Here is a 26,192-nt window from a genome sequence, read left to right as displayed (position 1 = left end):
TGGTTTTTTAGAATATCAATATTGTTCATTATTATATAATAATTTTCTTTCGGTTTCAAACCCTAATCAAGCCTATTTTTTCAAATAGTAAAGGAGGATGCCCGTTGCAACGGCAACATTCAAGGATTCACTCTTGCCGTAAATCGGGATATAGAGATTAGCGGTTGTATTGGTTAGGATTTCCTTGCTGACACCAGCTCCCTCATTTCCGACTATAAGGGCAAATGTTTCAGAAGGCTGTGTCTCCTTATATACGGAAGCATTTTCAAGTGCTGTTCCATATACCGGGATGTTTTTTTCCTTAAGATTCTTAATCCAGTCATTCAGGTCCCCTCTTATTATCGGGAGATGAAAATGGCTGCCTTGTGCGGAGCGGAGGACCTTTGCGTTAAAAATATCGACACTGCCCCGTCCGACGATGACGGCTTCGATTCCCGCAGCATCGGCAGTTCGGATCATCGTTCCTAAATTTCCCGGATCCTGAACGGCATCGATGAACAGAAATGTTTTAGCATTGCTAAGGGATGCTTCAGTGCTTTCTTGACGGCAAACGGCATAGATTCCCTGCGGTGCTTCTGTATCGGATAAAGTATTCGAAATTTCTTCGGGTACTTGTGTGATGGACAATTCTCCGGTATCCCAGCGCGGCGGCAATTCCGTCTGGTCTGAAATAATGATTTCTAAAACCTGGTCTTTTTGTTTTAATGCTTCCTCCACTAAGTGGAATCCTTCTACGATAAATAATCCTGTTTTATCCCGTTCTTTTTTGGTTTGCAGTTTTTTCCATTGTTTCACCTGCGGGTTTTGGACAGATTGAATGTGTTTCAACAGTAAATCTCCTTTTTACATGCTTTTTAATTTCCTCATTATACATAATTAAATCAAAATTAGAAATGATATTAAAGAAATGAAGGCTAAAAAGGAGTGTGCAGGATGAATCTAAATTTGAGAAATGCGATAATCCACAATGTTTCGGGTAACTCCCAGGCAGAATTAGAAGATACAATTGTTGATGCCATTCAAAATGGCGAGGAAAAGATGCTTCCTGGTCTTGGGGTATTATTTGAAGTGATTTGGAAAAATTCCTCCGAGGATGAGAAAAAAGAGATGCTATCTACACTCGAAAATGGATTACAACACTAATGGATGTGGTAAGCTGCCGATTTTGGGATCGGCAGTTTTTGTTTTAGAGGTAAATAAAATCCCCCGACGCAAAACCCCGGGGGAAACTCATCTTTATTCAAACGTAATTTTATCAACGGTTTCGCGATCTAATCGCTTAATGACCTCGACAATTAATTTAACCGCATTTTCAAAATCATCACGATGCAACATGGCAGCGTGAGAGTGAATATAACGCGTAGCGATAGTGATCGCCAAAGTCGGAACACCTTTATGTGTTAAATGAATCGAACCGGCATCCGTTCCCCCGCCTGGAATCGCATCAAACTGATACGGAATATTTAATTCATCCGCAATATCTGTTACAAAATCACGCAATCCCTTATGTGAAACAAGTGAAGCATCATATAAAATAATTTGCGGACCTTTCCCCATTTTGCTCATTGCTTCCTGTTCGGAAATTCCTGGAGTATCACCGGCAATCCCAACGTCGACACCAAAACCGATATCCGGCTCAATTTTTGCAGCAGATGTCCGCGCACCGCGTAAGCCAACCTCTTCTTGAATCGTACCAACACCATAAACCACATTTGGATGATCTACACCCTGCAATTGCTTCAGAACATCAATTGCAATCGCGCAGCCGATTCGGTTGTCCCAAGCCTTAGCCAGCAGCATTTTTTCATTGTTCATCACAGTAAACTCAAAATATGGAACAACCATATCTCCAGGGCGAACGCCCCATTCCATAGCCTCTTCACGGCTGGAAGCGCCGATATCAATAAACATATCTTTAATTTCAACTGGCTTTTTACGCGCTTCAGGAGATAAAATATGCGGTGGTTTTGAGCCAATGACACCAGTAACCTCGCCTTTTTTCGTTACTATCGTCACGCGTTGTGCGAGCATGACCTGCCCCCACCATCCGCCAACAGTTTGGAAGCGAAGGAACCCCTTATCATCAATTTTGGTAATCATAAAGCCCACTTCATCAAGATGCCCGGCTACCATGATTTTTGGTCCGCCTTCTTTTCCTACTTTTTTGGCAATCAAACTGCCAAGTCCATCGGTTGTAACTTCGTCAGCATATGGTGCTATGTATTTTTTCATGACGTCGCGAACTTCGCGCTCATTTCCGGGAATCCCTTTGGCATCCGTTAAATCTTTTAACATCATTAATGTTTCATCTAGTTTCGCCATTTTGCTGCCCCCTTTTTATTGGATAATAGAGAATGGTCCACCATAGACTCCAAGACATCCTCATATGTACTAACCTTCATTATACAAAATTCAATGAAAAATTAACAAATTTTTCATTTAGTAGTTATTTTCTTGTCTTTGATAATTTACTTCGTTTTTTGCAAAATATGCCTGTTCGATTTCTTCAGAAGATAATCCCAGAAATGAGGCCAATTGCAAATAGCCTTCCCATAAAGCTTGATACTCTTTAAAACCTCTATTTTTTTGAAAATTATTAACCAATTCATAAATCGCTAGAAATTGCTCTGTTACATTGACAGACACATCGGACGGCTTTAGCTCCATTTTGCGTTCATCAAAACCACATTCAATCCCAAGCGATAAAATAAAGTGAACCCCATCAACGAATTCCTCTAAAATCACTTCTTTTGCGGAAGAGGGTTTCACGCTCCAGAATTTAAAACAACGGGTTTCATTTGCCAATTCACCTATTTCCACTAGTAAGGCAAGAACCTTTCTATTTACCAAGTCAGCCCCCGTTAACCCATGCTTTTCCTGAATATGAGTATCTAATGCTTTTTGCATTGTAAACAATTTTTCTAACTGCATCTTTTGATCACTCCCTCAAAGAATTATATCAAACTCAAAAATGAATGAAACTTTTTTGCCACTTGCGCGTATTGAAAGGAAACACACTACGGGAGGCATCACCCATGGTTTGGTTTCTACGCATCATTTTAATGTTTTTCATTGTTTTCTTTATTTATATCATGGGAAAAAGATTTTTTACCCAATCCCGAAAGCTTGAAGCTGCACGAAAACAAAAACGTTTTCTCCTGATCGATCATAATGAGGTAAGAAAAAACTTTCTACTCACCTATAAGGGAGCTATTTTTACCGGTGAAAAATATAAGAGCAGTGAAGATACCGCTATTTCCATTACGATCTGGCCACAACAGGCACCGATCCTTAAACAGGAATTGATGAAAAAAGACTTTGATTTTATCGAAAAAAAGATCTTTGAAAAATATCCAAATGCTGAGATTCGGTGGAAAGTTCCCATTCAGAAATACCTGCAGGACTCTTAATATTTTATTAAAAAATAGAATATCAGAATCACTTCAACAATCGCAAGCAGCGGAAAACCAATCTTAAACTGGAGATGCTTTGTTTTATGACGATAAAGCTGCATCCCCATCGTTGCCCCAACCGCACCGCCAAACAGCGCCACAAGCCATAAAGTTTTTTCTTTAATCCTGTATTTGTGATGAATGGCCCGTTGTTTATCCTCCCACATAATGATTAAACCCGCGATATTCAAAATTAAATAGACCACTAATAATAGTGTTCTCCCCTCCACTTGCGGTTCCCCCTTATGAGAAAAAGCCATCCTCGAAAGAGAATGGCTTTTATATAATTACTTGTTATATTGTTGTTTTGCAGCGTTTGCTAATTCAGTAAATGCGTTTGCATCACTTACTGCTAATTCAGCAAGCATTTTGCGGTTTACATCGATTCCAGCAAGCTTTAATCCATGCATTAAACGACTGTAAGAAAGACCGTTCATACGAGCTGCTGCGTTGATACGAGTAATCCAAAGTTTGCGGAAGTCGCGTTTTTTCTGACGACGATCGCGGAATGCATATTGTAATGATTTCATTACTTGTTGGTTTGCAACTTTATATAAAGTATGTTTAGAACCGAAATAACCTTTTGCTAATTTAAGAACCTTTTTACGACGCTTGCGCGTAACTGTACCGCCTTTTACACGTGGCATGTAGTTTCCCTCCTAGATAAATCGAAAATACGAGATTATTTAACGTAAGTTAGTAATTGACGAATGCGTTTGAAATCACCTTTTGAAACAAGTGATGCTTTGCGAAGCTTACGCTTTGCTTTTGTAGATTTGTTAGCAAATAAGTGACTTGTATAAGCGTGGTCACGCTTTAATTGACCAGAACCAGTCTTTTTGAAACGCTTTGCAGCGCCGCGGTGAGTTTTCATTTTTGGCATTTGGAATATCCTCCTTATTACTTATCAAGTTTTGGTGCAAGTACTAGGAACATGCTTCGGCCATCCATTTTAGGATGAGACTCGATGGTCGCAACTTCCTTGCACGCTTCGGAAAAACGGTCTAACACACGCTGACCGATTTCTTTATGGGTAATTGCCCGGCCCTTGAAACGGATTGAGGCTTTTACCTTGTCGCCTTTTTCCAAAAACTTAATGGCATTACGAAGCTTTGTATTAAAATCATGCTCATCAATTGTCGGGCTCAGACGAACTTCTTTAATGTTAATGATTTTTTGATTTTTACGAGCTTCTTTGTCTTTCTTTTGCTGCTCGAATTTAAATTTGCCATAGTCCATAATTCGGGCTACCGGAGGCTTTGCGGTCGGCGCTACAAGCACCAAATCAAGATTCACTCGTCCGGCAATCTCCAGCGCATCGTTTTTGGATTTGATTCCTAACTGTTCGCCATTTTGGTCAATTAAGCGAACTTCACGAGCGCGAATTCCCTCATTTAACAACATGTCTTTGCTAATAATTAGCCACCTCCAAGGTTTAATCACGAATACTTTCATCCAGGTCAAGAAGGATCTTAAAAAGCTCCTCTTTACTTTTAACACCAGGCTGTATCAGCAGTTACTAAAAACTTTTAAGCAATGCTTTGTTTTTTAAATCAAACAAAAAAGTGCGGATGAAATCACCCACACTTTACGAAACAAAAGTAATGAAACAAAAAAGTTCACGTAAAACCTGCCAACTGCTTTAACCAGCGTCAATCAGGTGAGAAGCGGGTGCTTCTTCTTTTCCTAAAATCGTATTCAATTTTTACCTTGATAACTATATCATAAAGAAAGACATAATGTCAAACAGACTATTTTCATGCAACGAAATTTATTTTAGCAAGAAACAAAAAATTATTCAATACATTTATTTTTATTTTGTAAACAAAAAGGGAGGAAAATCCTCCCTTTTAAGCAATTAGCCTCTTCGTACTTCAGCCTTTAATGCATCAAGGAATGCTGCAAAGGCAATAGTTTCTGATTTTTGTTCCCCATATTTGCGGACATTGACGGCATTGTCTTCGACTTCTTTATCCCCGACAACAAGCATATATGGAATTTTTTGCATTTGAGCTTCACGGATTTTATAGCCGATTTTCTCATCACGGCCATCCAACTCCACGCGTAAGCCTGCACTCTTCAGCTGTTCCTGGACTTTTCTTGCATAGTCATAATGTGCTTCAGGTGAAACCGGAATGACTTGAACCTGAACAGGTGCCAGCCATGTTGGGAATGCCCCTTTGTATTCTTCAATCAAGAAGGCAACAAAGCGTTCCATTGTTGAAACGACACCGCGGTGAATAACGACCGGACGATGCTGCTTGCCGTCTTCCCCTACATAAGTTAAATCAAAACGCTCAGGTAATAAGAAGTCTAATTGAACAGTAGAGAGTGTTTCGTCCTTCCCTAACGCTGTCCTTACCTGTACATCAAGCTTCGGACCGTAGAATGCCGCTTCACCCTCTGCTTCAAAATACTCAAGACCCATATCATCCATTGCTTCCTTCAGCATGCTTTGTGCTTTTTCCCACATCGCATCATCATCAAAATACTTCTCTTTATCTTGTGGGTCACGGTAAGATAAACGGAATGAGTATTCTGTTAAATTAAAGTCTTTATAAACATCCAAAACCAGGCGGACAACACGTTGGAATTCTTCTTTAATTTGATCAGGACGGACAAAGATATGGGCATCGTTTAAAGTCATTCCACGAACACGCTGCAATCCCGATAACGCACCAGACATTTCATAACGATGCATAGTTCCAAGCTCGGCAATACGGATTGGCAGTTCACGATAGCTATGAATGCTGTTTTTATAAACCATCATGTGATGCGGACAGTTCATTGGACGAAGCACTAATTGTTCATTATCCATATCCATAACTGGGAACATGTCTTCTTGATAATGATCCCAGTGACCGGAAGTTTTATAAAGATTCACATTCCCCATGATTGGAGTGTATACATGGTCATACCCCAGGCTTACTTCCTTATCCACAATATAGCGCTCAACGATACGTCTGATTGTTGCACCTTTAGGAAGCCATAACGGTAAACCCTGACCAACTAATTGGGAGCTGGTGAACAGACTTAATTCTTTCCCTAATTTACGGTGGTCACGTTCTTTTGCCTCTTCTAACAGGCGAAGATGTTCAGCCAAATCTTCCTTCTTGAAGAAGGCAGTACCATAGATACGCTGCAGCATTTTATTGTTGCTGTCACCGCGCCAGTAGGCACCGGCAATGCTCAACAGTTTGAATTCTTTAATTTTTCCAGTTGAAGGAACATGGATTCCACGGCAAAGGTCGAAAAACTCACCTTGCTCATAGATTGTCACTGTTTCCTCATCAGGAATGGCTTCGATTAGTTCAAGCTTATATGGGTCGCCAGCTTCTTTAAAAAGCTGTACAGCCTCTGCACGGCTTACTTCTTTGCGGACAATCTCAAGGTTTTCATTGACGATTTTCGCCATTTCCTTTTCGATTTTTGGAAGGTCTTCAGGTGTCAACGACTCCTCCAAATCCATGTCGTAGTAAAAGCCGCCTTCGATAACAGGGCCCACTCCTAAATTTACGTTTGGATATAGACGTTTAACAGCTTGTGCCATTAAGTGTGCTGTGCTGTGGCGTAAAACCTCTAATGCGTCACTTGAATCAGGAGTGACAATTTCTATTGAACCGTCTTCAAGGATGGGACGGCGAAGATCAACCAATATACCATTCCATTTGCCGGCAATGGCCTTTTTCTTAAGGCCGGGGCTGATGGAAACAGCAATATCTTCCGTTGTTGTTCCTCGTGGGAACTCCTTTACTGCCCCATCGGGAAACGAAATCTTAACAACGTCTGACATGATAATTCCTCCTTTAATATTTTCAGTGTCCGAGTGCAAATTTGCCCCGAAATCACTTTAATAAAAAATAAAAAACCCGTCCCTAGGAAAGGGACGAGTTATTATTAACACGTGGTTCCACCCAATTTCTCATTTTAAAAAACACCTATCGTTTTAAAAATGACTTTGGATCAATAACGGATGATTAGCCGTCAACATTTACTAACTCTTTATCAAAGCGTTCACTGCTGAAGTTTAAAGGTGGTAAGTATTTTTCTCGTGATAGGAGATTTTCAGCCAAGATCTCCCTCTCTATAAACCGTAAAAAAATACTGTTGTCCTTATCATTACTTTTTAAAGATCTATTATTGTAATTTAACTATGTAGGTTATTATAATGACTATATTTTGAAAAATCAAGTTACTCCAGCCCATTTCCGCAATTTTATTTTTTCAGGCACGATTCTCACCTATGTCACCTGCACCCGTTTCATGCTCTTTTATCTTCCGCAGTGCCTGAAAGGATTTAACTGTAACTCTTTCTTCAAAAATATTTTGAATAGTTCGAACCAAAGGTGCATCAGGTTCGATGGCATAAAGAAAAATCGTTTTAGGCGCAATCGACAAAAGTGGTGCAATCGACGCAGAGTCAACATAAACCGGATGATTCACCAGCAATTTCCGGTCAATCATTTTTGTTAACTCCCCTCGTTTAATTTCTTCAAACTCGGAGCTAAAAAATGTGATTTCCTCATCAAACAATAAATGAAGCGTGTCCATTTTTGGATCGCGACCAGCCAAAAATTCACGAAGGGTTTGAATAAACATTTGATACTCCTGCTCCATTTTATATTCATCAATCGAAACTTCAACATAACTTTCGAGCATCTGCAAATAAGGGCGCAGCCGGAATTTAAGAAATGAATCAAATGAAAATGAGCTATTCTCTTGAAAAACCTGTTCAATGGCTTCCTTGATCTTTGGTTTTTCACCGGATTCTTTTAATAAAACAGCTAGATCTTCACGATGCCCTTCCTGGATGGAATAGATAATATCAATAATTTGCTGCTGCTCTTCCGGGTCCTCATAATAAAAACGTTCTTTAAGGATTTCACGATACCAATCTTCTGTCTTTATTTTCACAATAAAGCCGAAAAAGGCTTCCTTTACTTTTTCAAATGTTAAAGCGGATAAGCCGCCCTCAAGAATTTTCACTATATATCGATCTTCATTTAGAAGAATATCATGTTCAGTCAAATAATCTTTTAAATACGTCAGCAAGTGGTTATAAAATCGCTTTGCATCCAACCTGCCTTGGAAGATGATTTCCGCCAACCAAATCCCCCCTATGTCCCAAACTCCGTTTTTAATATATATGGGGAACTTGGCCAATTTAGAATAATGTGGCAAAGAAAAAGGACTGCCAATATTATATTAGCAATCCTTTTTCCATTATCGTTATTTAATTTCGGCGGTTTGGGCCGTCCACCAAAACGGGTACACTCAAACTGCGGATTCTCTCCATAATCCGGCGGGCTTTCATTTTTTCTTCTTCTCCACGCTGACTATAGGTTAAATGATGCTCCAACCCTTGGTAGTCGAAATTGGACGTAAAAAATGTCGGCAAATTTTCGAGCATCCGGAACTGAAGAATCGGTCCTAAAACCTCATCCCTTGTCCAGCTCGAAACAGCCTCGGCCCCAATATCATCCAGCATGAGAATCGGTTCTTTTTTTAGCGCTTCAATTTTTTCATTTAAGGTTGAATTTGCAATGGAGCTTTTCATTTCTCTTAACAGCTCTGGAACATAGACAACCATAGAGGAAATTTTCTTTTTCGCAAGTTCATTCGCAATTGCACCTAACAAATACGATTTTCCCACCCCAAACTTGCCATATAGATATAGTCCTTTTTGCTTCTTATTCTGTTCGTAATTCATTAAAAAGTCTGCAGCTTTATCAATTGCATCAAGTCTGCCTGAATCTCCTTCATAATCCTCAAAAGTTGCTTCTAAAATATCCCTTGGAACATACAGACTTTTAATGAGTTTTTCGTTTTTCCTTTTTTCATCGGCAATAACCTTCCGTGGGCACCTGTCATATACGACGTCTATCGAGTTCCGCGTTAAGACTAGTGAAGGATGGTACCCCTTCATCATATTGATACAACTGTCGAGACTTTGGCAGCGGCTGCATTCTTTACTTTGGTTTGTATATTCAAAAAGTTTGCTTAAGCTTTTTTCAATCATGGCATCATTTAATTGATCTTGATGCTCTGTAAGAAAAGCATTAATATCGGGATGCTGAAGAAGATCCCGGCGCATCTTTTCATAGCGTTTTTGAAAGTTTTCATTTGAGGCTAACCGCTTCAAGGTATGGTTTATCCTTTCCAATATTCGTCACCCTTTATTTGCGAAATGCCTTTAATTTTTCTTCTATTGCACGTTTTTTCGCTTCTAATTCCTTGTTAATGTCAGTCGAGGAAGAATCCTTTGCCGTTGATTCGGATTTTTCTTCAAACCAATCTGGAAGTACTTCTGTCCGAATTGGCTTTTGCTTTGAGGTTTTTCCAGTTTTCGACGGCTCCCTCCACCCAAGATACGTGCTATTTTCCTTCTTGGCCAGATCCATCGCTTCTTTAACGGTTTTCACTTGTTTCCTTGCCCAATGACTCGCAATTTTTTCTACATAACCCTTGGTAAATTTCATATCTGTTTTTAATAAAACAAATTGAATGAGCACATTCATGACACCAGGGAGAAGCTTTTGTTTAAACATAACCTCTTCAATAATATCCAAATCAGATGTGGAAGGTTCGACTCCACCGGAGGAATCTTTAAATACCTTCACAGGTGAAGTGGTTTCCAATGAACGAATTAATTGCTCCTCCTGTGTTTTCGGCTCCTCCAGCTGAACGCGGTACAAAGGCGGTTGGGTTCGTTCAATCAAGGAAGGCAACTGATCATAGTGGACATATTGGTACCAATCACGGGCAGCCTTTCTTAGTTCCTCGCTGTCTATTTCGTTTGCTTCATTAATAGCACCCAAAACAATGTTTTTCATTTGAATGGGATCAATATTATAAAGAAATGCAAGATTACTTATAACCTCTTTTACTTTAGGTGTAAGGGCCTTTTTCGGTACTAGTGAATCATTTAGTCCTGCTTGTAATAAGTCAAAATTAAATGTATTCACATCAATTACAATTGGTTTTTGTTCATTCCGCCCGATAAACTGCTGATCATCCTCCGGATTGAGTTCACTTTGGATGTTCTGCATATACTGAAGACTGCCAGGAGTAGCCGAGGCAAAGACGTCCTGAAATTCCTTTGTCACTTCAACAAAACTCTCTTCCAACGGCTTTTGCTGATCAGTAAAAAAACGTTTTAGCCGGGCAAAATGATTTTTCCCGATTTTCCGGTATAAAAAAATATTTAGCATACCATCTAAAAAGAATTGCTCAGGCGATAGCGGAGGGTGAAGCTCGTAAATAAACGACCGCTCTTCCTCATCCATTTTTACATAGGTCTTTAATAGACCAATTCCCTCCAGCTTTAACCTGGCCTCATAAATGTCCTTCAGATTAAGCCCTAATAAATTCATTAATAGATGATGCGATGAGGGTTCAGACCATAATCTGTTTTCTTCAAGCTCTGCCCAAAGCGTCATATATAAACTAAAGCAGGTTGACCCAATTAACGGCTGATATAGAAACGTCAGCACTTTTCGGTCATATTCATGTAATAACCCATTGGCCGCAACAATATAACGATCGATTGGAATAAGCTCCTGCCAATGCTGCGCCATATTTTTTCAGACCCTTTCCTTTTTTCTTAATTTGATTACTGTCTAGCTCCAGCGCCAAAAACGGGCGCTTCCGCTTTTCTAATAAAATTGAGAGCCAAAGTCACTTTAGCTCCCTATAATTTCTCTTTTTTTATCAGTTCTGTTAATTCATTAATAAACACATTAATGTCTTTAAATTGACGGTATACGGAAGCAAACCGGACATAAGCGACTTCATCTACATTTACAAGCCTGTCCATCACCATTTCGCCAATCATCTCACTTTTAATCTCGGAGACACCTTGACTTCGCAGTTCTTTCTCAACCCCTTGCGTAATATCCTCCAACTCTTTCAACGCAACAGGGCGCTTCTCACAAGCTTTTATTAAGCCCCTTAAAATTTTATCCCGACTAAATTCTTCCCTCGTACCTTCCTTTTTTACAACGATTAAAGGAATCTCCTCAATCTTCTCAAAGGTTGTAAAACGATAGCCGCATTCTTCACATTCTCGTCTTCGCCTTGTTGCCCGCCCCTCATCAACTGGACGGGAATCAAGCACACGTGTACCGTAATTTTGACAAGATGGGCATTTCATTGTTAATCAGCTCCAAATCTATCCGACAAAACCCGAACAATTGTCATCTTTCTCACATGTATTCTATCTTTATCTTATAAAAAACAAGCCTTTAAGACAAGTAGAACTATTACCCGTTTTTCCCTGTCCCAGTGTATGTATGCTGTTGTTTAAGCTTATCGTAATAAGAAGCAATTCTCTTTCTTAAGACCGGGTAGGTCCCGCCAATTGAAAAATGTTCAGTTGAAAGATTAAAATCTACAGCCGTTTCCATTGATCTGGTTGAAACAACCGTGGCAATTAAAAAACAAGAAAAAGGCTTATTTACCTCAACAGCAATTTCGCCCCGTTCTTTTGATACGGTGACGATTCGGCAATCTGCATCCTGTCTAAATAATTCTTCAACGGACTGGAATAATTGATTAAAGCTGGCTTTATAGTAGTGTGTTTTTAACAGTTCATCTGAGTGCTTATCCGAAGTTTCAATTTGTTTACTAAACCTTAAGAATATCTTTCCGAAAAGTGCCATATTGTTCCTCCATGAAAGAATCACTTTCTTCCTAGTGTACAATAAAATGGGAAGAAAAGAAAAAGAGGTGTATCATTGGATACGCCTCTTTTCAGCCGTTTTCACATTTATGATTATTATAGAACTTTTGCCTGTTTCACATGAACAGGACCCATTCCACGTGGAATTTCAATATTCTCACGTGTTTCCGCATTTAGAGCTTCTGCAATATAATCGGCAGCAATATTTGGATTCAAATCGCCGCAAGTATACACATCAATGCTTGCATATCCGTGTTCAGGGAAGCTGTGAATGGTTAAATGTGATTCAGAAATAATCACGACACCGCTCACGCCTTGAGGAGCAAATTTATGGAAAGCCACTTCACGAATTTCCGCACCTGATTTAAGAGCTGCCTCAACAAAAGTTTTTTCAATAAAGTCCATATCATTCAATTTTTCAAAGTCGCATCCCCATAATTCCGAGATGACGTGTCTACCCATTGTTTCCATATTCAATTTCCCCCTCTAAGGATTTTTGCTTCATTCTTGAAATCCTGTTATTGACGGTAGCAAATAATTACCACGGGGGAAAGTTAGTCCAGAGAGGTCCTAACCCTTTAAGTAATTGATCGTTACCTAATTTCAAGAAGTTCACGATGACTAGTATACTTTGTTTATATTTTTTTTGCAACCTATCAAAATAATTTTTTTAAAGATTCTATTATAATTTGCCTTGATTTGCGCTCAAGAACAAACACAGCGTATGTAAAAAAATTGCCGTCAAATTGACAGCAATTTTTTGGATTATACAAATCTTAGCCAACTTTTACTTGTTTCACGTTAGCCAGTTCTTGCGCCACGAATAAAGTTAGGTCGACTACGCGTGATGAATAGCCCCACTCATTATCATACCAGGCAAGTACTTTAACTTTTCTTGAACCCATCACCATGGTGGAAAGTCCATCAATGATGGCTGAATGTGAATTTGTATTGAAATCAACCGATACAAGCGGTTCCATTGTAAAGTCTAAAATGCCTTTTAATGGGCCGTCTGCTGCTTCAATAAATGCATGATTAATTTCATCGACTGTAACATCTTGTTTCAAATCGACAACTAAATCAACTAAGGAAACATTTGGTGTTGGTACACGAAGTGCCATGCCATGTAATTTACCCTTAAGCTGTGGTAAAACTAATGATAATGCTTTTGCAGCACCAGTTGTTGTTGGAATGATAGATTGTCCACATGCTCTTGCTCTGCGCAAGTCCTTATGCGGGTTATCAATATTCTTTTGGTCATTTGTATAGGCATGAATGGTTGTCATTAAACCAGATTCAATTCCAAACTTTTCATCCAATACTTTTGCAACAGGTGCAAGACAGTTTGTTGTACATGATGCGTTAGAAATAATGTCATGTTCCTCAATATTTAGCATTTCATCATTTACACCAACAACAATCGTAACATCTTCATTTTTACCCGGAGCGGTTAAAATAACCTTTTTCGCTCCAGCATCCAAATGCAATGCTGCTTTTTCACGAGAATTGAACTTACCCGTTGCTTCAATTACGATATCTATATTAAGCTCTTTCCAAGGAAGTTCTTCAGGATTTCTGCTGTTTAATAACTTTACTCTTTTTCCATTTATGATTAACTCATCATCTAAGGCAATAACTTCCCCTTGAAAAGGTCCGTGATTTGTATCATATTTAATTAGATGAGCTAATGTCTCAGCCGGGTAGCTCGCATTTATAGCTACAATTTCAAGCTTATTTTCAAGGATAGCGTTTCTAAAAACCATCCTTCCAATTCTCCCAAACCCATTAATCGCAATTCTTGCGTTCATTTTACGGCCCCTTCCGCATAAGTGTTATACTGTTAACTTGATTTCTTATAATTAGTATAACATATTAATTCCTAAATGTGATGGATAATCTGCGGATTTTCTTAATGTTTTATTTTTCAGATAACTCATTAGGCAAGAAAACCTTGATTTAACGCCAAAACTAGCAATTTCAATAAAAAAAGAGAAGGCTGATCCCTTCTCAAATAGGTTATACAGTTACCCCCCATTGTGCTAAAACATTAATGAGTTGATGTTTTGTTTCTAATAATGTGCCATTATTATTGAGTATTGCGTCAGCAAGTTTTACTTTTTCAGCCAGCGGCATTTGTGAATGAATTCGTGCCAATGCCTCATCTTTTGAAAGATGATTTCTTTCCATTAACCTCTGTAGCTGAACTTCTTGATCTACATATACAAGAATTGTTTTTTCCACCATATAGGTCAGCTTGCTTTCGAATAATAAGGGAATGTCGAGAACGACGATTTCTTCCTTTTTTGAAACCGCGGCTTCCATCTGCTGTCTCATCCGCTTTCGTACTTCGGGATGGACAATTTCGTTTAAGAGCTGTCTCTTTTCTTCATTATGAAAAATAATGGAACCTAATTTTGGTCGATCAATTTCTTCATTTGACAGTAAAATTTCCCTGCCAAAGGATTCAACGATTTTTAAATAGGCTGGTTCGCCTCTTTCAACTGCAAGACGTGCTTCAACATCGGCATCAATAACGGTTATATGCATTTTCTTAAACATGTTAGATACTGTACTTTTTCCACTGGCAATCCCGCCTGTTAATCCAATTACTAGTGACATCCGCTGTTCCTTTCCAAACTATAAGAACTTATTTTTGACTTCGAGAATTGTCTAGCTCCAGCGCTTGTCGGGGCTGATCAAGGCGCTTCCGCTTTTCATATTATAATTTACAAATTCCAATTATGATTAACATAACCCCCGGTAAAAAGGTAAGCTTTTGAATCCAATCGTATTTGTGAAACAATGATCCGATTTTAATTCCAAGAAGGACAAATGTGGGGCTCATGATGCCTACGGCAATCGCTAAATAATAGGGGGAAAACCCCAGCATGGCCGCTCCTATTCCTGCACCAAAAGAATCTAGAGACAAAGCCAATCCCAGTGCTAATGCTTCGATTCCAGTAATGGTACCGGATTGGTCAAAATCGGCAGACAACGGTTTTTTCAAGATATTAATCGCTAAACCAAGAGAGCGAATTTCAAAATTTACAATAGTTTTTTCCTGTTTTTGAACTTCTTTCTCTTTTTCCGGCCGAAAATATTGATATATTACTCCTGCACCCAAAGCAATAAGAATGAATCCCCCAAGCCCCGCAGTTATGCTTGGTGATAAAATTTTTGCAAGACCATGTCCGATTGACACAGCGAGCAATAAAGATAATCCCGCACAGCTGGCAATGATTAATACAGATTTTACCGGCATAATCATTTTTCTTAGTCCATAGGTAAATCCAACACTAAAGCTGTCGAGACTGAGTGCAAGAGCTAGTATTAGAAGTGAGAACAATTGAACCATTGATTTAGGGCTCCTTCCTGTCAATCACTACGATAGTATATGGAAGGAGCCTATCCTATGTGTGCCTTTAATCGGGCTTTTACATCGTAATTAAATCTTTTGACAGTTTGGACAAAAATGGGTTCCCCGCCCGCCGACTGTTATTTTTTCAATCGGTGTTCCGCACCGTTTGCACGCTTCCCCTTTGCGGCCATAGGCGTATAATTCAAGCTGAAACATGCCGATTTCACCTTGCGAATTGACATATGACCGGATGGTACTCCCTCCCTTTTTCACCGCTTCGCTTAATGTATCAATAATTTCTTGATGGAGAATCATGACCTCTTCCTCTGTTAAGGAATTCGCAATTCGTTCCGGATGAATCCCGGCCCGAAAAAGTGCTTCATCTACATAGATGTTGCCAAGCCCCACTAAAATCTTTTGATCCAATAAGGCCGATTTTACTTTTCTTGTTGTCTTTTTTAACATCCTGCTTAAATAATCTTTGGTAAAGGTTTCATCAAAAGGCTCTGGACCGAGTTCCAATAACGGTGACCGCAGGAATTCTTCCCCTTTTTTATATAAATGCATCGTTCCAAATTTACGAACATCACGATACCTTAGCTCAGTTTCATCTGCAAAGTGAAAAATCACATGGGTATGTTTGTCAAAGGGCACTTCTTTTGGATAAAGTCCATATTTTCCTTCCATCCTTAGATGGGATACTAGTGCATAATGCTCCGTGTAAAGGATTAAAAATTTCCCTCTTCGCCCCACATCTAAAATACTTTCCCCTTTTAGGGCATCGGCGAATTGCTCGTTTTCTCCAGGATTTTTAATGATTTTTGGCCAATAGACTGAAACATCTTTAATTTCTTTATGAATTACTAAATTTTTTAATGTTTTTCGCACCGTTTCGACTTCTGGAAGTTCGGGCATTTAATCCACCTCTTTTTACTTGGCATCAAACCAGGTCGGTCCATAGGCATAGTCTACTTTTAACGGCACTTTTAATTCGAGTGCATGTTCCATGACTTCTGGAACCAGGTTTTTGAGAATTTCAATTTCATCCTGCGGGGCCTCAAAGATTAATTCATCATGCACTTGAAGCAATAGCTTTGCTTTTAGCTTATGTTCTTTAAGAGCCACGTCCATATCAATCATCGCTTTTTTGATAATATCCGCTGCACTTCCCTGAATCGGGGTGTTCATTGCTGTTCTTTCCGCAAAGCTACGAATATTAAAGTTGCGACTGGTTATTTCTGGTATATATCTTCTTCGATGCAATAATGTTGTAACATATCCTTTTTGTTTGGCCAGCTTTATAATATCATCCATATAATCTTTGACACCCGGGTAGCTGTCAAGATAACGTTCAATAAATTTCCCGGCTTCTTTGCGGGTAATTCCTAACCCTTGAGATAATCCATAATCACTGATTCCATAGACAATCCCAAAATTAACAGCCTTTGCCTGACGTCTCATATTGGATGTGACCTCATCAGCACTGACATGAAATACTTCCATCGCTGTTTTCGTATGAATATCCAAGTCTTCTTTAAAGGCTTGAATTAGCTTGGTATCACCAGCGATATCCGCAAGAACACGGAGTTCAATTTGCGAATAATCCGCAGCAAAGATCACCCAGTCTTTTTCAGATGGAACAAAAGCTTGGCGGATTTTCCGTCCTTCTTCAAGGCGAATTGGAATGTTTTGCAGGTTGGGATCAATGGAACTTAATCTTCCCGTCGCTGTTAACGTTTGTTGAAATCTTGTATGAACCTTACCGTTTTTGATATTTATTACCTTAAGTAAACCTTCAACATAGGTTGACTGCAGCTTCCCTAACTGTCTGTAAAGAAGAATGTATTCGATGATTTCATGGTCGGAAGCCAGTTTTTCCAGCACATCTGCTGAAGTTGAATATCCTGTTTTCGTTTTCTTGAGAGAAGGCAGTCCAAGTTTCTCAAATAAAATAATCCCCAATTGTTTCGGAGAATTAATGTTAAACTTTTCCCCTGCCAATTCATGAATAACCTTCTCAATATCAATTAATCGGTCGTTAAGTTCCTGCCCCATCAACCGCAGCCGCTCGCTGTCCACCTTAATCCCGCATGCCTCCATATCTGCCAAAATAAGCGATAACGGCATTTCAAGATCAGTGAATAATTCATATTGTTCATTCTCTTTTAAATCATGTTCCAGTTTTCCCTTTAAAACAGACATTGTCAGGCTTTTTCTTACTAGATGGTCTGCAAGCATCTGCATTTCAGGAATTTTACGTTTCGAACCTTTTCCATAAAATGCCTCGTCGGATTGAATATTATGTACATCATTCCTTTTTGCAATTGATGCAAGATCCTCAATGCTTTCAGTCGGGTTAATGATATAAGAGGCGATCAATGTATCAAAGTCGACACCCTTTAAATGAATCCCATATCTTCGTAAAGAAACCTCTGAACGTTTAGCATCATAAACGGTTTTCTTTCTACTTTCATCCTCTGCCCATTTTTTAAAATACTCCGAGTTTAATGCCTTCTCGGTTGGAATATAAAAATTTCCGTTTTCATTCACTAGTGAAAAACCGACGATATCAGCATAATGGTAATTATCATCTAGCATTTCCACATAGAAATAATTATCATCGGAAAATAGATCCGAAGTGATTTCTTCAGGGATGTGAAACTCAATTTCATCTAACTCTTCTTGAACCTCAACTAAGTCTGAATCGCCCAGTTTATCCAGCAATGAATTAAAACCTAATTCTTTAAATAATGCTGCTACCTTTTCTCTCGTATACCCTTCGTAGGAGATTTCATCCAATTGGATTTCTACAGGCGCCTCTCTTTCAATGGTTGCTAATTCTTTACTCATTATTGCTTGATTTTTAAATTCCTCAAGCTTTTCCTGCAGTTTTTTCCCACTTACTTGGTCGACCGATTCCAACAGATTTTCTAATGTAGAAAATTCCTTCAGTAATTTAATAGCTGTTTTTTCACCAACTCCCGGTACACCTGGGATATTGTCAGATGTATCTCCCATTAATCCCTTCATATCGATGATTTGTAGAGGGGTAAGACCGTATTTTTCCTTGATGTGCTCTGGGGTATATTCTTCAATATCCGTGATTCCTTTGCGGGTAATTCCGACAGTTGTTTTTTCAGAGGAAAGCTGCGTTAAATCTTTATCTCCGGAAATCACTTTCACATTATAGCCATCAGCTTCGGCATTTCGTGATAGTGTTCCGATAATATCATCTGCCTCATAATTATCGAGTTCATACCGTGAAATCCCGTAGGCATCCAGCAGTTCGCGGATAAACGGAAATTGCTCTGATAATTCAGGAGGTGTTTTTTGTCTCCCTCCCTTATATTCTCCAAATGTTTTGTGACGGAAGGTAGTTTTTCCGGCATCAAAGGCAACTAGTAAATGGGTCGGTTTTTCATCTTCAATTATTTTCATCAGCATCATGGTGAAGCCATATACTGCATTAGTATGAATCCCTTTATCATTATTCAAGAGCGGAAGCGCAAAAAATGCCCTGTAAGCAATGCTGTTCCCATCTATTAAAACAAGCTTTTTCTGATCCATCACGAAGCCTCCTCTGTTACTCTAAATAGATTATGTATTTTTCATTAACCAAATGACGCTCTGTTCCTTTTACTATTCTAACATGAGTGGAAAATGAAAAGAAAATTTCCAAGATATCGTGAAAAAAATAAAAAGGTGAAAGCGGGGGAGCTTTCACCTTTTATAGGTTCCTTGGACTTGGGGGCTTGCAGTTACTATCTTAAAACTACAATGTTAACTAAATATGTAGAAAATATTAAGTTTATGTAAATTTATCCATGCCTGTCCATCCAAGGTTATTTCAACTGTTTATTCAATTCAATAATAAATTCACTGCCTTCACCTACATTACTTCTAACACTAATTGTTCCATGGTGTGCCTCTACCAGATGCTTCACGATAGCCAAACCAAGACCAGTGCCGCCGGAATTCCTGCTTCGAGCCCGGTCTACCCGGTAAAAGCGCTCAAATATCCGAGGAATTTCCTCTTTTTCAATCCCTACCCCCGAGTCCTTCACATGGATTCGAACACTGTTTCCATGTTCAAGTAAAATAACCTTAACCTCTCCATCAGGAGGTGTGTAAGTAATCGCGTTCGCAATCAAATTGATAAATACTTGCTTTAATCGATTCGCATCCCCCTCAATAATTACCTGTTCCTGATTTTGATAAATATCAATCTTAATTTTCTTTTCTTGAGCTTTCCCTTTCAGCATTGTAATCACTTCATTCAATAATAAAATCAAATCCACTTCCTGCAAAGTTAATTTGAATTCTTGCTGCTCGATTTTAGACAAGTCCAGTAAATCTTGTATCAAGGTTTGAAGCCTGTCACTTTCTTTTAAAATAATCGAAAGGAAAGCCTTTAATGTTTCAGGATTATTCATCGCACCATCTAAAAGCGTTTCGGTAAACCCTTTGATTGATGTAACCGGTGTTTTTAGTTCATGCGATACGTTGGCAACAAAGTCTTTGCGCATTTGCTCCAGTTTCTTCATTTCCGTTATATCGTGAAAAGCAAGTAAGATGCCTTTCCAAGCATTGTTTTTTCCAATGATTGGCACCCCATAGACATCAAAATACTTTCTTTCAATAAATAATGGCAGCAGCATTTGTTTTCTAACCTTTTGCTCTGTCTTGAAAACCTCAGTAACTAAATTACAGATTTCTTCATAACCTACCACTTCATAATATTGTTTAAATAAATAATCGGCGGGATTAACATGAAATAATTCACTATAGCCACGATTAATCAAATTAACATAGCCGCGGCTGTCAATTAACATTAATCCCGCGCCAATGTTTTCAATTAAAGCCGTCAAACGATCCTGCTGAATTTCCTGGGCTTTAACCATTTCTTCGATGTTTTTTGCCAGGATATTGATCGATTTGTTCAGCATTCCAGCATCATTTAACCCGTCAACGGTGGTTCTTGCCCGGTAATTCCCTTTTGCAAGTTCCATCGCTACTTGTGTAGCAGTTTCAATTGGTTTCGTGTATTTTACCGTAATGATAGATCCAAGAAAAAGAATGACTATTAAGAAGACTCCCAAGGTAATTAATAAAATCCACCCTATTTGTCCATATTCCTGATTTAGCTCATAAAATGAATGAGAATAATACCCTTTTAATACCTGACCAACCAATATTACTAATCCGGCCAAGACCATAACGATGATGGCAAAAAGTGAGATTAGAAGTCTTGTACGGAATTTAGTCATTCTCCTTTTGGCCCTTCCATTTTATAGCCAAGCCCACGAATTGTTTTGATATACATTGGCTTCTTCGTATCATCTTCAATTTTTTCTCTTAAATGTGATATATGGACATCGACAATCCTTGTATCACCTGCAAAATCATAATTCCAAACGGCACTTAGTAATTGATCCCGAGTAAGAACTCGTCCATTATTTTGCGCCAAATGCAGCAGAAGTTCAAATTCTTTTAATGTAAGCTCTAATAGCTCCCCCCGAAAATATGCTTCATGTTTTTCAGCATAAATTATTAAATCCCCAATAACAATTTGCTCAATATCTTTCGTATTTTCAATTTGTTCGGATTGCATTTGAGTCCTTCTGAGAATTGCTTTTACTCTCGCAATCACTTCTCTCGGACTAAAGGGCTTAATCATATAGTCATCTGCACCCAATTCAAGGCCTAAGATTTTATCAAATTCATCATCTTTTGCCGTTAACATTAGAATAGGGGTCATGACTTTGTTTTGGCGAAGCTGCTTACAAACATCTATTCCATCCAATTTGGGCAGCATAAGATCTAAAACGATGATGTCAGGAGACTCTGTTTCCGCTAATCTTTTTCCCTCTTCACCATCCATTGCTGTTAGACAATCAAATCCAGCCTGCTCAAAATTATATTGGAGCAAGGTTACGATTGATTGTTCATCATCCACAACAAGTACTTTATTTTTCATAGGTTCCTCCGCTTTTTTATGAATTAGCCCCTATTTAATTTTCTAATCCAAGTTCCCCTTTTTCATTATAATATAATTTTTAATGAAATACCTTGCTATAACCTATTATTCCAAATAAAAGAAAAAGGAATGTATCGAATACATTCCTTTTCTTTCCTATTAAAAGTTTTCTAAAGCTTTTCCATCCAAACCTTCGAGCGGGTATGGCGGACATACTTTTACTTTCCCTTGAACGACCAAGTCATCTTTTTCGTCGTGCCCCAAAACTTGAATCATAACAAAATGATTTGAATAGTCCACTTCGATTACCTCAAATAAAAAATGAACGGTACCATAATGATAAACAGGATTAGGAAACTCAATTTCCTGACTTAAAATATGGCTACCCGGGCCTGGTAAATATTTCGAAATTGCGGAAGTAAGAATTCCTGCCAACATAATAGCCGGGACAATTGGTCTTTTAAACGGAGTTTGTGAGGCATAGTCGTGCTGAATATAGAGGGGATTGGCATCATCCGTTAATCCTAAAAAAAGTAGAAGGTCTCTATCTTCAATTTTTTCTGTGATTGATAATTTTTCTCCAACCGTCATTTCTTTAATTTTTCTGCCCAGTTTTCTCTTTTTTCCTAAAAGCATTCCATCTCCCCCTATATGTAAACGGTTTCAAAAATAATTTTAAAAAAATTCGGGGCTATTACCCCGAATTCTTTCTTTTATTATACTAAAACCGCCATTACATTGCGAACAGATTCAGCAGATTTGTCTAATGCTGCTTTTTCTTCAGCAGTTAATTCAAGCTCGATAACTTTTTCAATACCATTTGCACCAAGAATGGTTGGTACGCCAAGGTAAATACCGTCATAGCCAAATTCACCTTCAAGATAAGCAATTGATGGAATGACGCGGCGTTGGTCTTTAAGAATTGCTTCACACATTTCTACTAAAGATGCTGCAGGTGCGTAGTATGCGCTGCCGTTTCCAAGAAGGTTAACGATTTCTCCGCCGCCTTTTCTTGTGCGTTCAACGATTGCTTCCAAACGTTCCTTTGGAATTAATGTTTCAAGAGGGATACCGCCTGCATAGGAATAACGAACTAATGGAACCATGTCATCCCCATGTCCTCCCAAAACAAAGCCTGTAATATCTTTAACTGAAAGGTTTAATTCTTGAGCAACAAATGTACGGAAACGAGCAGTATCAAGAACACCTGATTGACCAATTACGCGGTTTTTAGGAAAACCTGATTCTTTGAATACTGTGTATGTCATTGCATCAACAGGGTTAGTTAACACAACGATTGTACAGTTTGGAGAATACTTAACAATCTCTTGTGTAACACTTTTCATAACTTTTTGGTTTGTCTGTACTAAGTCATCACGGCTCATGCCTGGTTTACGGGCAATACCAGCAGTAATAACAACGATATCGGAATCACGAGTATCTTCGTAGTTGGAAGTACCGATAATATTTGAATCGAATCCTTGAACAGGGCTTGCTTCAAGCATGTCTAACGCTTTCCCTTTTGTAGGGTTTTCCATTTGTGGAATATCAACCAGAACTACATCTCCCAGTTCTTTTTGTGCTAATAAAAATGCTGTTGTTGCACCAGTAAAACCACTGCCAATTACAGAAACCTTTTTGCGTTTTAATGACATTTCGACTCTCCCCTTTTATCGTAAATTATTAATAATATAATAAACAACAGGGGCTGCTTTAAAAACAGCCCTTGTGAATAACTTAAATACCGCTAAGCATAAGACCCGTAAAAAGGCACCTTTGCTTTTCTTATTCCATATTTTTGATTAATTCATCAGCAAATTCAGATGTTTTCACTTCTGTTGCTCCGTCCATTAAGCGGGCGAAATCATAAGTTACAACTTTAGAAGCAATGGATTTTTCCATTGATTTTGTAATCATTTTCGCTGCTTCATTCCAACCTAAATGTTCTAGCATAAGAACACCAGAAAGGATAACGGAAGAAGGATTCACTTTATCAAGACCTGCATATTTTGGTGCAGTACCATGTGTTGCTTCAAAAATAGCATGGCCAGTTACATAGTTAATGTTTGCTCCAGGAGCAATTCCAATACCGCCAACTTGTGCTGCAAGCGCATCAGAGATGTAATCTCCGTTAAGGTTCATTGTTGCAACAACATCAAATTCTTTAGGACGAGTTAGAATTTGTTGTAAGAAGATATCAGCAATCGCATCTTTAACAATAATTTTACCTGCAGCTTCAGCATCAGCTTGTGCTTTATTAGCTGCATCTGTACCTTGTTCTTCTTTAATGCGGTCATATTGTACCCAAGTAAAGACTTTATCGCCGAATTCTTTTTCAGCCACTTCATAACCCCAGTTTTTAAATGCGCCTTCAGTAAATTTCATGATATTACCTTTGTGCACAATTGTTAGAGATTTACGGCCTTCTTTAATAGTATAATTAAGGGCTGCACGAACAAGACGTTTTGTTCCTTCTTCAGAAATTGGCTTAATTCCGATACCTGAAGTTTCAGGGAATCTGATTTTCTTAACACCCATTTCATTTTGAAGGAATTCAATTACTTTCTTAACTTCTTCAGAACCTTTTGCGTACTCAATACCTGCATAAATATCTTCTGTGTTTTCACGGAAAATAACCATGTCAGTATCTTGAGGACGTTTTACTGGAGAAGGAACACCTTCAAACCATCTTACTGGACGTAAGCATACAAATAAATCTAATTCCTGGCGAAGTGCAACGTTTAATGAACGAATTCCGCCGCCAACAGGTGTTGTTAATGGGCCTTTAATGGCAATTAAGTATTCGTTGATAACATCAAGAGTTTCTGAAGGCAGCCATTCTCCTGTTTGGTTGAATGCTTTTTCTCCTGCTAAAACTTCTTTCCACACAATCTTTTTTTCGCCTTTATAGGCTTTTTCTACTGCTGCATCTAGTACTCGATAAGAAGCTGCCCAAATATCAGGACCAGTACCGTCTCCTTCAATAAATGGAACAATTGGATTGTTTGGAACATTTAATACTCCATCTTGAACTGTGATTTTTTCGCCTTGCATGTATGTTCTCCTCCTAGTATGTAAAATCATCCGGTAAAAATTTTTCACCTATATTTCAGGACCGAATCAAAGGTTAGAGAGTAATCCCTAACCTTTTCATACAATCCTATTACATCAATTTTTGAGCAAAAAGTAAAATAAAATTATCCTCTTTGGTCAATTGGAATGTATTTTTGCATTCCTGGGCCAGTATATTCAGCACGAGGACGGATTAAGCGGTTGTTCTCATATTGCTCAAGAATATGGGCAAGCCATCCGGAAACGCGGCTGACAGCAAAAATTGGTGTAAATAAATCATGATCAATTCCCAGGCTATGGTAGACAGATGCAGAATAGAAGTCAACATTTGGTGGTAACTTCTTTTCGCCTGTTACAATGCCTTCGATTTTAACAGACATGTCATACCAGAATGGTTCACCTGTAAGTTCAGTTAATTTTTTAGACATTTCCCTTAAATGTTTTGCACGAGGATCACCCTGGCGGTATACTCTGTGGCCAAAGCCCATGATTTTTTCTTTTTTCTCCAGTTTCCCACGAATATATGGTTCAACATTTTCAATGGTACCAATGTCTGTTAGCATTTTCATAACAGCTTCGTTGGCGCCGCCATGAAGAGGACCTTTTAACGCACCGATTGCAGCCGTTACACCGGAGTATACATCTGATAATGTAGCAACACATACACGCGCAGTAAATGTAGAGGCATTTAATTCATGGTCTGCATGTAATACTAAAGCTTTATCAATCGCTTCAATCGCAATTGGTTTAGGCTCTTTTCCATTTAACATGTAAAGGAAATTCGCTGCAAAACTTAAATCTTTTCTAGGCGCAACAGGCTCTAAACCTTTTCTTATCCTTGCAAATGTTGCAACGATTGACGGCATTTTAGCCTGGAGGCGAATCGCTTTACGATAATTCGCTTCTTCATTCATTACATCCGCTTCGTCATCATATAATCCCAAAAGCGAAACAGCTGAACGAAGAGCCGCCATTGGATGAACTTTTTGAATCGGATACATTTTGAAATGGTCAATTACTTCCTGTGGAAGGGCTGCATTCTCAGAAAGTTCCTTTTTAAGTTCTTCCAATTGTTCTTTTGTTGGCAATTTACGATGCCATAACAAATAAATGACTTCTTCAAAACTGGCATTTTGCGCTAAATCATCGATGTCATAACCAGCATATGTTAGTGTGTCATCGATAATTGAGCTGATTGAGGATGTTGTTGCTACAATCCCCTCAAGTCCACGTGTAACAGTCATCTTAAATCTCTCCTTTGCTTTCTAAAATTCCCCATTACCCATTTGTTTATTATGTCTTTCACAAAATAAAGTTAGCAAATGCTATCCTGGATGAAAAAAGTAACAAATGTTGCTTTTTTCCAGTAAATTATGTACTCAACTCTTAATTTCCAATAGATTAAAGCAGAGTGAGCGCTTGCTCGGAAAAAAGCAAAGCCTTCCCTTTTATAATAAATGAATTATTATAAAAGTATTTTATCATATATGTGAGATATTTGTAAAAAAGGATACGCTTACATCAATTATTATAAACAATTATCAGAGTTTTGTGAATGAAAAGGACTCGAAAAAGTTGAAAAATATTATTTTACAAAGGCTATTTTCGCATTGATTGTTGTTTTTCGTATAAGTTCATCAACCCGTATAACTA

At 38.5% G+C, this 26,192-nt stretch carries 27 protein-coding genes and 2 other annotated features; of the genes, 2 read left to right on the top strand and 25 right to left on the bottom strand.

Features of this window, described 5'->3' with window-relative positions; translation table 11 throughout:
• Positions 1-72: 72 nt before the first annotated feature.
• Positions 73-828 carry a TrmH family RNA methyltransferase gene (locus BIV60_RS22490; protein WP_071357958.1) on the bottom strand — a complete coding sequence of 252 codons (756 nt, stop codon included), beginning with the start codon at positions 826-828 and terminating at the stop codon, positions 73-75.
• 105 nt (positions 829-933) lie between these two features.
• On the opposite strand from BIV60_RS22490, the gene sspI reads away from it, so the two are divergent.
• Positions 934-1,143, top strand: coding sequence for a small acid-soluble spore protein SspI (gene sspI / locus BIV60_RS22485; RefSeq protein WP_071357957.1), 210 nt, complete (start codon positions 934-936; stop codon positions 1,141-1,143).
• A 93-nt stretch (positions 1,144-1,236) separates the two neighbouring features.
• Here the strand turns inward: sspI and BIV60_RS22480 are convergent, their stop codons facing one another.
• Positions 1,237-2,322, bottom strand: coding sequence for a M42 family metallopeptidase (locus BIV60_RS22480; protein ID WP_071357956.1), 1,086 nt, complete (start codon positions 2,320-2,322; stop codon positions 1,237-1,239).
• Positions 2,323-2,439: 117 nt separating this feature from the next.
• Positions 2,440-2,931: a dUTP diphosphatase gene (locus BIV60_RS22475; RefSeq protein WP_071357955.1), complete on the bottom strand. Its 492-nt coding sequence runs from the start codon at positions 2,929-2,931 to the stop codon at positions 2,440-2,442.
• Between the two features lie 104 nt (positions 2,932-3,035).
• On the opposite strand from BIV60_RS22475, the gene BIV60_RS22470 reads away from it, so the two are divergent.
• A complete protein-coding gene (locus tag BIV60_RS22470; protein ID WP_071357954.1) occupies positions 3,036-3,410 on the top strand; it encodes a sigma-w pathway protein ysdB in 375 nt (124 codons plus the stop codon).
• Here the strand turns inward: BIV60_RS22470 and BIV60_RS22465 are convergent.
• From BIV60_RS22465 to citZ, 22 genes are all read right to left on the bottom strand, one after another.
• A complete protein-coding gene (locus BIV60_RS22465; protein ID WP_256218509.1) occupies positions 3,407-3,682 on the bottom strand; it encodes a DUF1294 domain-containing protein in 276 nt (91 codons plus the stop codon). The genes BIV60_RS22470 and BIV60_RS22465 overlap by 4 nt on opposite strands.
• A gap of 57 nt (positions 3,683-3,739) precedes the next feature.
• Positions 3,740-4,099 (bottom strand): 50S ribosomal protein L20, encoded by a 360-nt coding sequence (gene rplT / locus BIV60_RS22460; RefSeq protein ID WP_071357952.1) that lies wholly within the window; start codon positions 4,097-4,099, stop codon positions 3,740-3,742.
• Positions 4,100-4,134: 35 nt separating this feature from the next.
• Positions 4,135-4,335: a 50S ribosomal protein L35 gene (rpmI, locus tag BIV60_RS22455; protein ID WP_071357951.1), complete on the bottom strand. Its 201-nt coding sequence runs from the start codon at positions 4,333-4,335 to the stop codon at positions 4,135-4,137.
• A 17-nt stretch (positions 4,336-4,352) separates the two neighbouring features.
• The gene (gene infC / locus BIV60_RS22450) at positions 4,353-4,871 is read right to left on the bottom strand and encodes a translation initiation factor IF-3 (protein ID WP_177177377.1); all 519 of its coding nucleotides are present in this window, start codon (positions 4,869-4,871) and stop codon (positions 4,353-4,355) included.
• A 134-nt stretch (positions 4,872-5,005) separates the two neighbouring features.
• Positions 5,006-5,141, bottom strand: a sequence feature (ribosomal protein L20 leader region).
• Positions 5,142-5,310: 169 nt separating this feature from the next.
• Positions 5,311-7,245, bottom strand: a complete 1,935-nt coding sequence (gene thrS, locus BIV60_RS22445; protein ID WP_071357949.1) for a threonine--tRNA ligase — start codon at positions 7,243-7,245, stop codon at positions 5,311-5,313.
• Between the two features lie 86 nt (positions 7,246-7,331).
• Positions 7,332-7,581: a binding site (T-box leader), on the bottom strand.
• Positions 7,582-7,676: 95 nt separating this feature from the next.
• Entirely contained in the window at positions 7,677-8,558 is an 882-nt protein-coding gene (ytxC, locus tag BIV60_RS22440) for a putative sporulation protein YtxC (protein WP_071357948.1), read from the bottom strand.
• A 127-nt stretch (positions 8,559-8,685) separates the two neighbouring features.
• Positions 8,686-9,615, bottom strand: coding sequence for a primosomal protein DnaI (gene dnaI / locus BIV60_RS22435; protein ID WP_071357947.1), 930 nt, complete (start codon positions 9,613-9,615; stop codon positions 8,686-8,688).
• 13 nt (positions 9,616-9,628) lie between these two features.
• On the bottom strand, positions 9,629-11,029 hold the full coding sequence (locus BIV60_RS22430; protein WP_071357946.1) for a replication initiation and membrane attachment family protein: 1,401 nt from the start codon (positions 11,027-11,029) through the stop codon (positions 9,629-9,631).
• A 113-nt stretch (positions 11,030-11,142) separates the two neighbouring features.
• Positions 11,143-11,604: a transcriptional regulator NrdR gene (nrdR, locus tag BIV60_RS22425; protein ID WP_071357945.1), complete on the bottom strand. Its 462-nt coding sequence runs from the start codon at positions 11,602-11,604 to the stop codon at positions 11,143-11,145.
• A gap of 109 nt (positions 11,605-11,713) precedes the next feature.
• A complete protein-coding gene (locus tag BIV60_RS22420; protein WP_071357944.1) occupies positions 11,714-12,112 on the bottom strand; it encodes a hypothetical protein in 399 nt (132 codons plus the stop codon).
• Positions 12,113-12,228: 116 nt separating this feature from the next.
• Positions 12,229-12,603 carry an adenosylmethionine decarboxylase gene (gene speD, locus BIV60_RS22415; RefSeq protein ID WP_071357943.1) on the bottom strand — a complete coding sequence of 125 codons (375 nt, stop codon included), beginning with the start codon at positions 12,601-12,603 and terminating at the stop codon, positions 12,229-12,231.
• A gap of 305 nt (positions 12,604-12,908) precedes the next feature.
• Positions 12,909-13,940 carry a glyceraldehyde-3-phosphate dehydrogenase gene (locus BIV60_RS22410; RefSeq protein ID WP_071357942.1) on the bottom strand — a complete coding sequence of 344 codons (1,032 nt, stop codon included), beginning with the start codon at positions 13,938-13,940 and terminating at the stop codon, positions 12,909-12,911.
• A gap of 208 nt (positions 13,941-14,148) precedes the next feature.
• Positions 14,149-14,751 (bottom strand): dephospho-CoA kinase, encoded by a 603-nt coding sequence (coaE, locus tag BIV60_RS22405; protein WP_071357941.1) that lies wholly within the window; start codon positions 14,749-14,751, stop codon positions 14,149-14,151.
• Positions 14,752-14,851: 100 nt separating this feature from the next.
• Complete coding sequence (gene ytaF, locus BIV60_RS22400) at positions 14,852-15,487, bottom strand: sporulation membrane protein YtaF (protein WP_071357940.1); 636 nt, start codon at positions 15,485-15,487, stop codon at positions 14,852-14,854.
• A 90-nt stretch (positions 15,488-15,577) separates the two neighbouring features.
• A complete protein-coding gene (gene mutM / locus BIV60_RS22395; protein ID WP_071357939.1) occupies positions 15,578-16,405 on the bottom strand; it encodes a DNA-formamidopyrimidine glycosylase in 828 nt (275 codons plus the stop codon).
• A 15-nt stretch (positions 16,406-16,420) separates the two neighbouring features.
• Positions 16,421-19,057: a DNA polymerase I gene (gene polA / locus BIV60_RS22390; RefSeq protein ID WP_071357938.1), complete on the bottom strand. Its 2,637-nt coding sequence runs from the start codon at positions 19,055-19,057 to the stop codon at positions 16,421-16,423.
• A 275-nt stretch (positions 19,058-19,332) separates the two neighbouring features.
• Positions 19,333-20,706 carry a two-component system histidine kinase PnpS gene (gene pnpS / locus BIV60_RS22385; protein ID WP_483295121.1) on the bottom strand — a complete coding sequence of 458 codons (1,374 nt, stop codon included), beginning with the start codon at positions 20,704-20,706 and terminating at the stop codon, positions 19,333-19,335.
• 47 nt (positions 20,707-20,753) lie between these two features.
• Positions 20,754-21,467 (bottom strand): response regulator transcription factor, encoded by a 714-nt coding sequence (locus tag BIV60_RS22380; protein ID WP_071357936.1) that lies wholly within the window; start codon positions 21,465-21,467, stop codon positions 20,754-20,756.
• A 159-nt stretch (positions 21,468-21,626) separates the two neighbouring features.
• Entirely contained in the window at positions 21,627-22,103 is a 477-nt protein-coding gene (locus BIV60_RS22375) for a MaoC/PaaZ C-terminal domain-containing protein (protein WP_071357935.1), read from the bottom strand.
• 80 nt (positions 22,104-22,183) lie between these two features.
• Complete coding sequence (gene mdh / locus BIV60_RS22370; RefSeq protein WP_071357934.1) at positions 22,184-23,122, bottom strand: malate dehydrogenase; 939 nt, start codon at positions 23,120-23,122, stop codon at positions 22,184-22,186.
• 130 nt (positions 23,123-23,252) lie between these two features.
• Complete coding sequence (gene icd, locus BIV60_RS22365) at positions 23,253-24,521, bottom strand: NADP-dependent isocitrate dehydrogenase (RefSeq protein WP_071357933.1); 1,269 nt, start codon at positions 24,519-24,521, stop codon at positions 23,253-23,255.
• Positions 24,522-24,664: 143 nt separating this feature from the next.
• Positions 24,665-25,783 (bottom strand): citrate synthase, encoded by a 1,119-nt coding sequence (gene citZ / locus BIV60_RS22360; protein ID WP_071357932.1) that lies wholly within the window; start codon positions 25,781-25,783, stop codon positions 24,665-24,667.
• Between the last annotated feature and the right edge of the window lie 409 nt (positions 25,784-26,192).

This window comes from Bacillus sp. MUM 116, assembly GCF_001866655.1.
Classification (GTDB): Bacteria; Bacillota; Bacilli; order Bacillales; family Cytobacillaceae; genus Neobacillus.
Note: the sequence above shows the minus strand (reverse complement) of the source record. Positions and strands in the feature narration are given on the sequence as shown.

Bases quoted from the DNA above. Each gene is read 5' to 3' on its own strand.
- nrdR (WP_071357945.1), bottom strand. From the start codon at position 11,604: ATGAAATGCCCATCTTGTCAAAATTACGGTACACGTGTGCTTGATTCC.
- pnpS (WP_483295121.1), bottom strand. From the start codon at position 20,706: ATGGTCTTGGCCGGATTAGTAATATTGGTTGGTCAGGTATTAAAAGGG.
- BIV60_RS22375 (WP_071357935.1), bottom strand. From the start codon at position 22,103: ATGCTTTTAGGAAAAAAGAGAAAACTGGGCAGAAAAATTAAAGAAATG.
- BIV60_RS22475 (WP_071357955.1), bottom strand. From the start codon at position 2,931: ATGCAGTTAGAAAAATTGTTTACAATGCAAAAAGCATTAGATACTCAT.
- BIV60_RS22380 (WP_071357936.1), bottom strand. From the start codon at position 21,467: ATGAAAAATAAAGTACTTGTTGTGGATGATGAACAATCAATCGTAACC.
- sspI (WP_071357957.1), top strand. From the start codon at position 934: ATGAATCTAAATTTGAGAAATGCGATAATCCACAATGTTTCGGGTAAC.
- icd (WP_071357933.1), bottom strand. From the start codon at position 24,521: ATGCAAGGCGAAAAAATCACAGTTCAAGATGGAGTATTAAATGTTCCA.
- BIV60_RS22420 (WP_071357944.1), bottom strand. From the start codon at position 12,112: ATGGCACTTTTCGGAAAGATATTCTTAAGGTTTAGTAAACAAATTGAA.
- speD (WP_071357943.1), bottom strand. From the start codon at position 12,603: ATGGAAACAATGGGTAGACACGTCATCTCGGAATTATGGGGATGCGAC.
- rplT (WP_071357952.1), bottom strand. From the start codon at position 4,099: ATGCCACGTGTAAAAGGCGGTACAGTTACGCGCAAGCGTCGTAAAAAG.
- BIV60_RS22430 (WP_071357946.1), bottom strand. From the start codon at position 11,029: ATGGCGCAGCATTGGCAGGAGCTTATTCCAATCGATCGTTATATTGTT.
- citZ (WP_071357932.1), bottom strand. From the start codon at position 25,783: ATGACTGTTACACGTGGACTTGAGGGGATTGTAGCAACAACATCCTCA.
- thrS (WP_071357949.1), bottom strand. From the start codon at position 7,245: ATGTCAGACGTTGTTAAGATTTCGTTTCCCGATGGGGCAGTAAAGGAG.
- BIV60_RS22470 (WP_071357954.1), top strand. From the start codon at position 3,036: ATGGTTTGGTTTCTACGCATCATTTTAATGTTTTTCATTGTTTTCTTT.
- polA (WP_071357938.1), bottom strand. From the start codon at position 19,057: ATGGATCAGAAAAAGCTTGTTTTAATAGATGGGAACAGCATTGCTTAC.
- coaE (WP_071357941.1), bottom strand. From the start codon at position 14,751: ATGTCACTAGTAATTGGATTAACAGGCGGGATTGCCAGTGGAAAAAGT.
- BIV60_RS22480 (WP_071357956.1), bottom strand. From the start codon at position 2,322: ATGGCGAAACTAGATGAAACATTAATGATGTTAAAAGATTTAACGGAT.
- ytaF (WP_071357940.1), bottom strand. From the start codon at position 15,487: ATGGTTCAATTGTTCTCACTTCTAATACTAGCTCTTGCACTCAGTCTC.
- rpmI (WP_071357951.1), bottom strand. From the start codon at position 4,335: ATGCCAAAAATGAAAACTCACCGCGGCGCTGCAAAGCGTTTCAAAAAG.
- mutM (WP_071357939.1), bottom strand. From the start codon at position 16,405: ATGCCCGAACTTCCAGAAGTCGAAACGGTGCGAAAAACATTAAAAAAT.
- BIV60_RS22410 (WP_071357942.1), bottom strand. From the start codon at position 13,940: ATGAACGCAAGAATTGCGATTAATGGGTTTGGGAGAATTGGAAGGATG.
- mdh (WP_071357934.1), bottom strand. From the start codon at position 23,122: ATGTCATTAAAACGCAAAAAGGTTTCTGTAATTGGCAGTGGTTTTACT.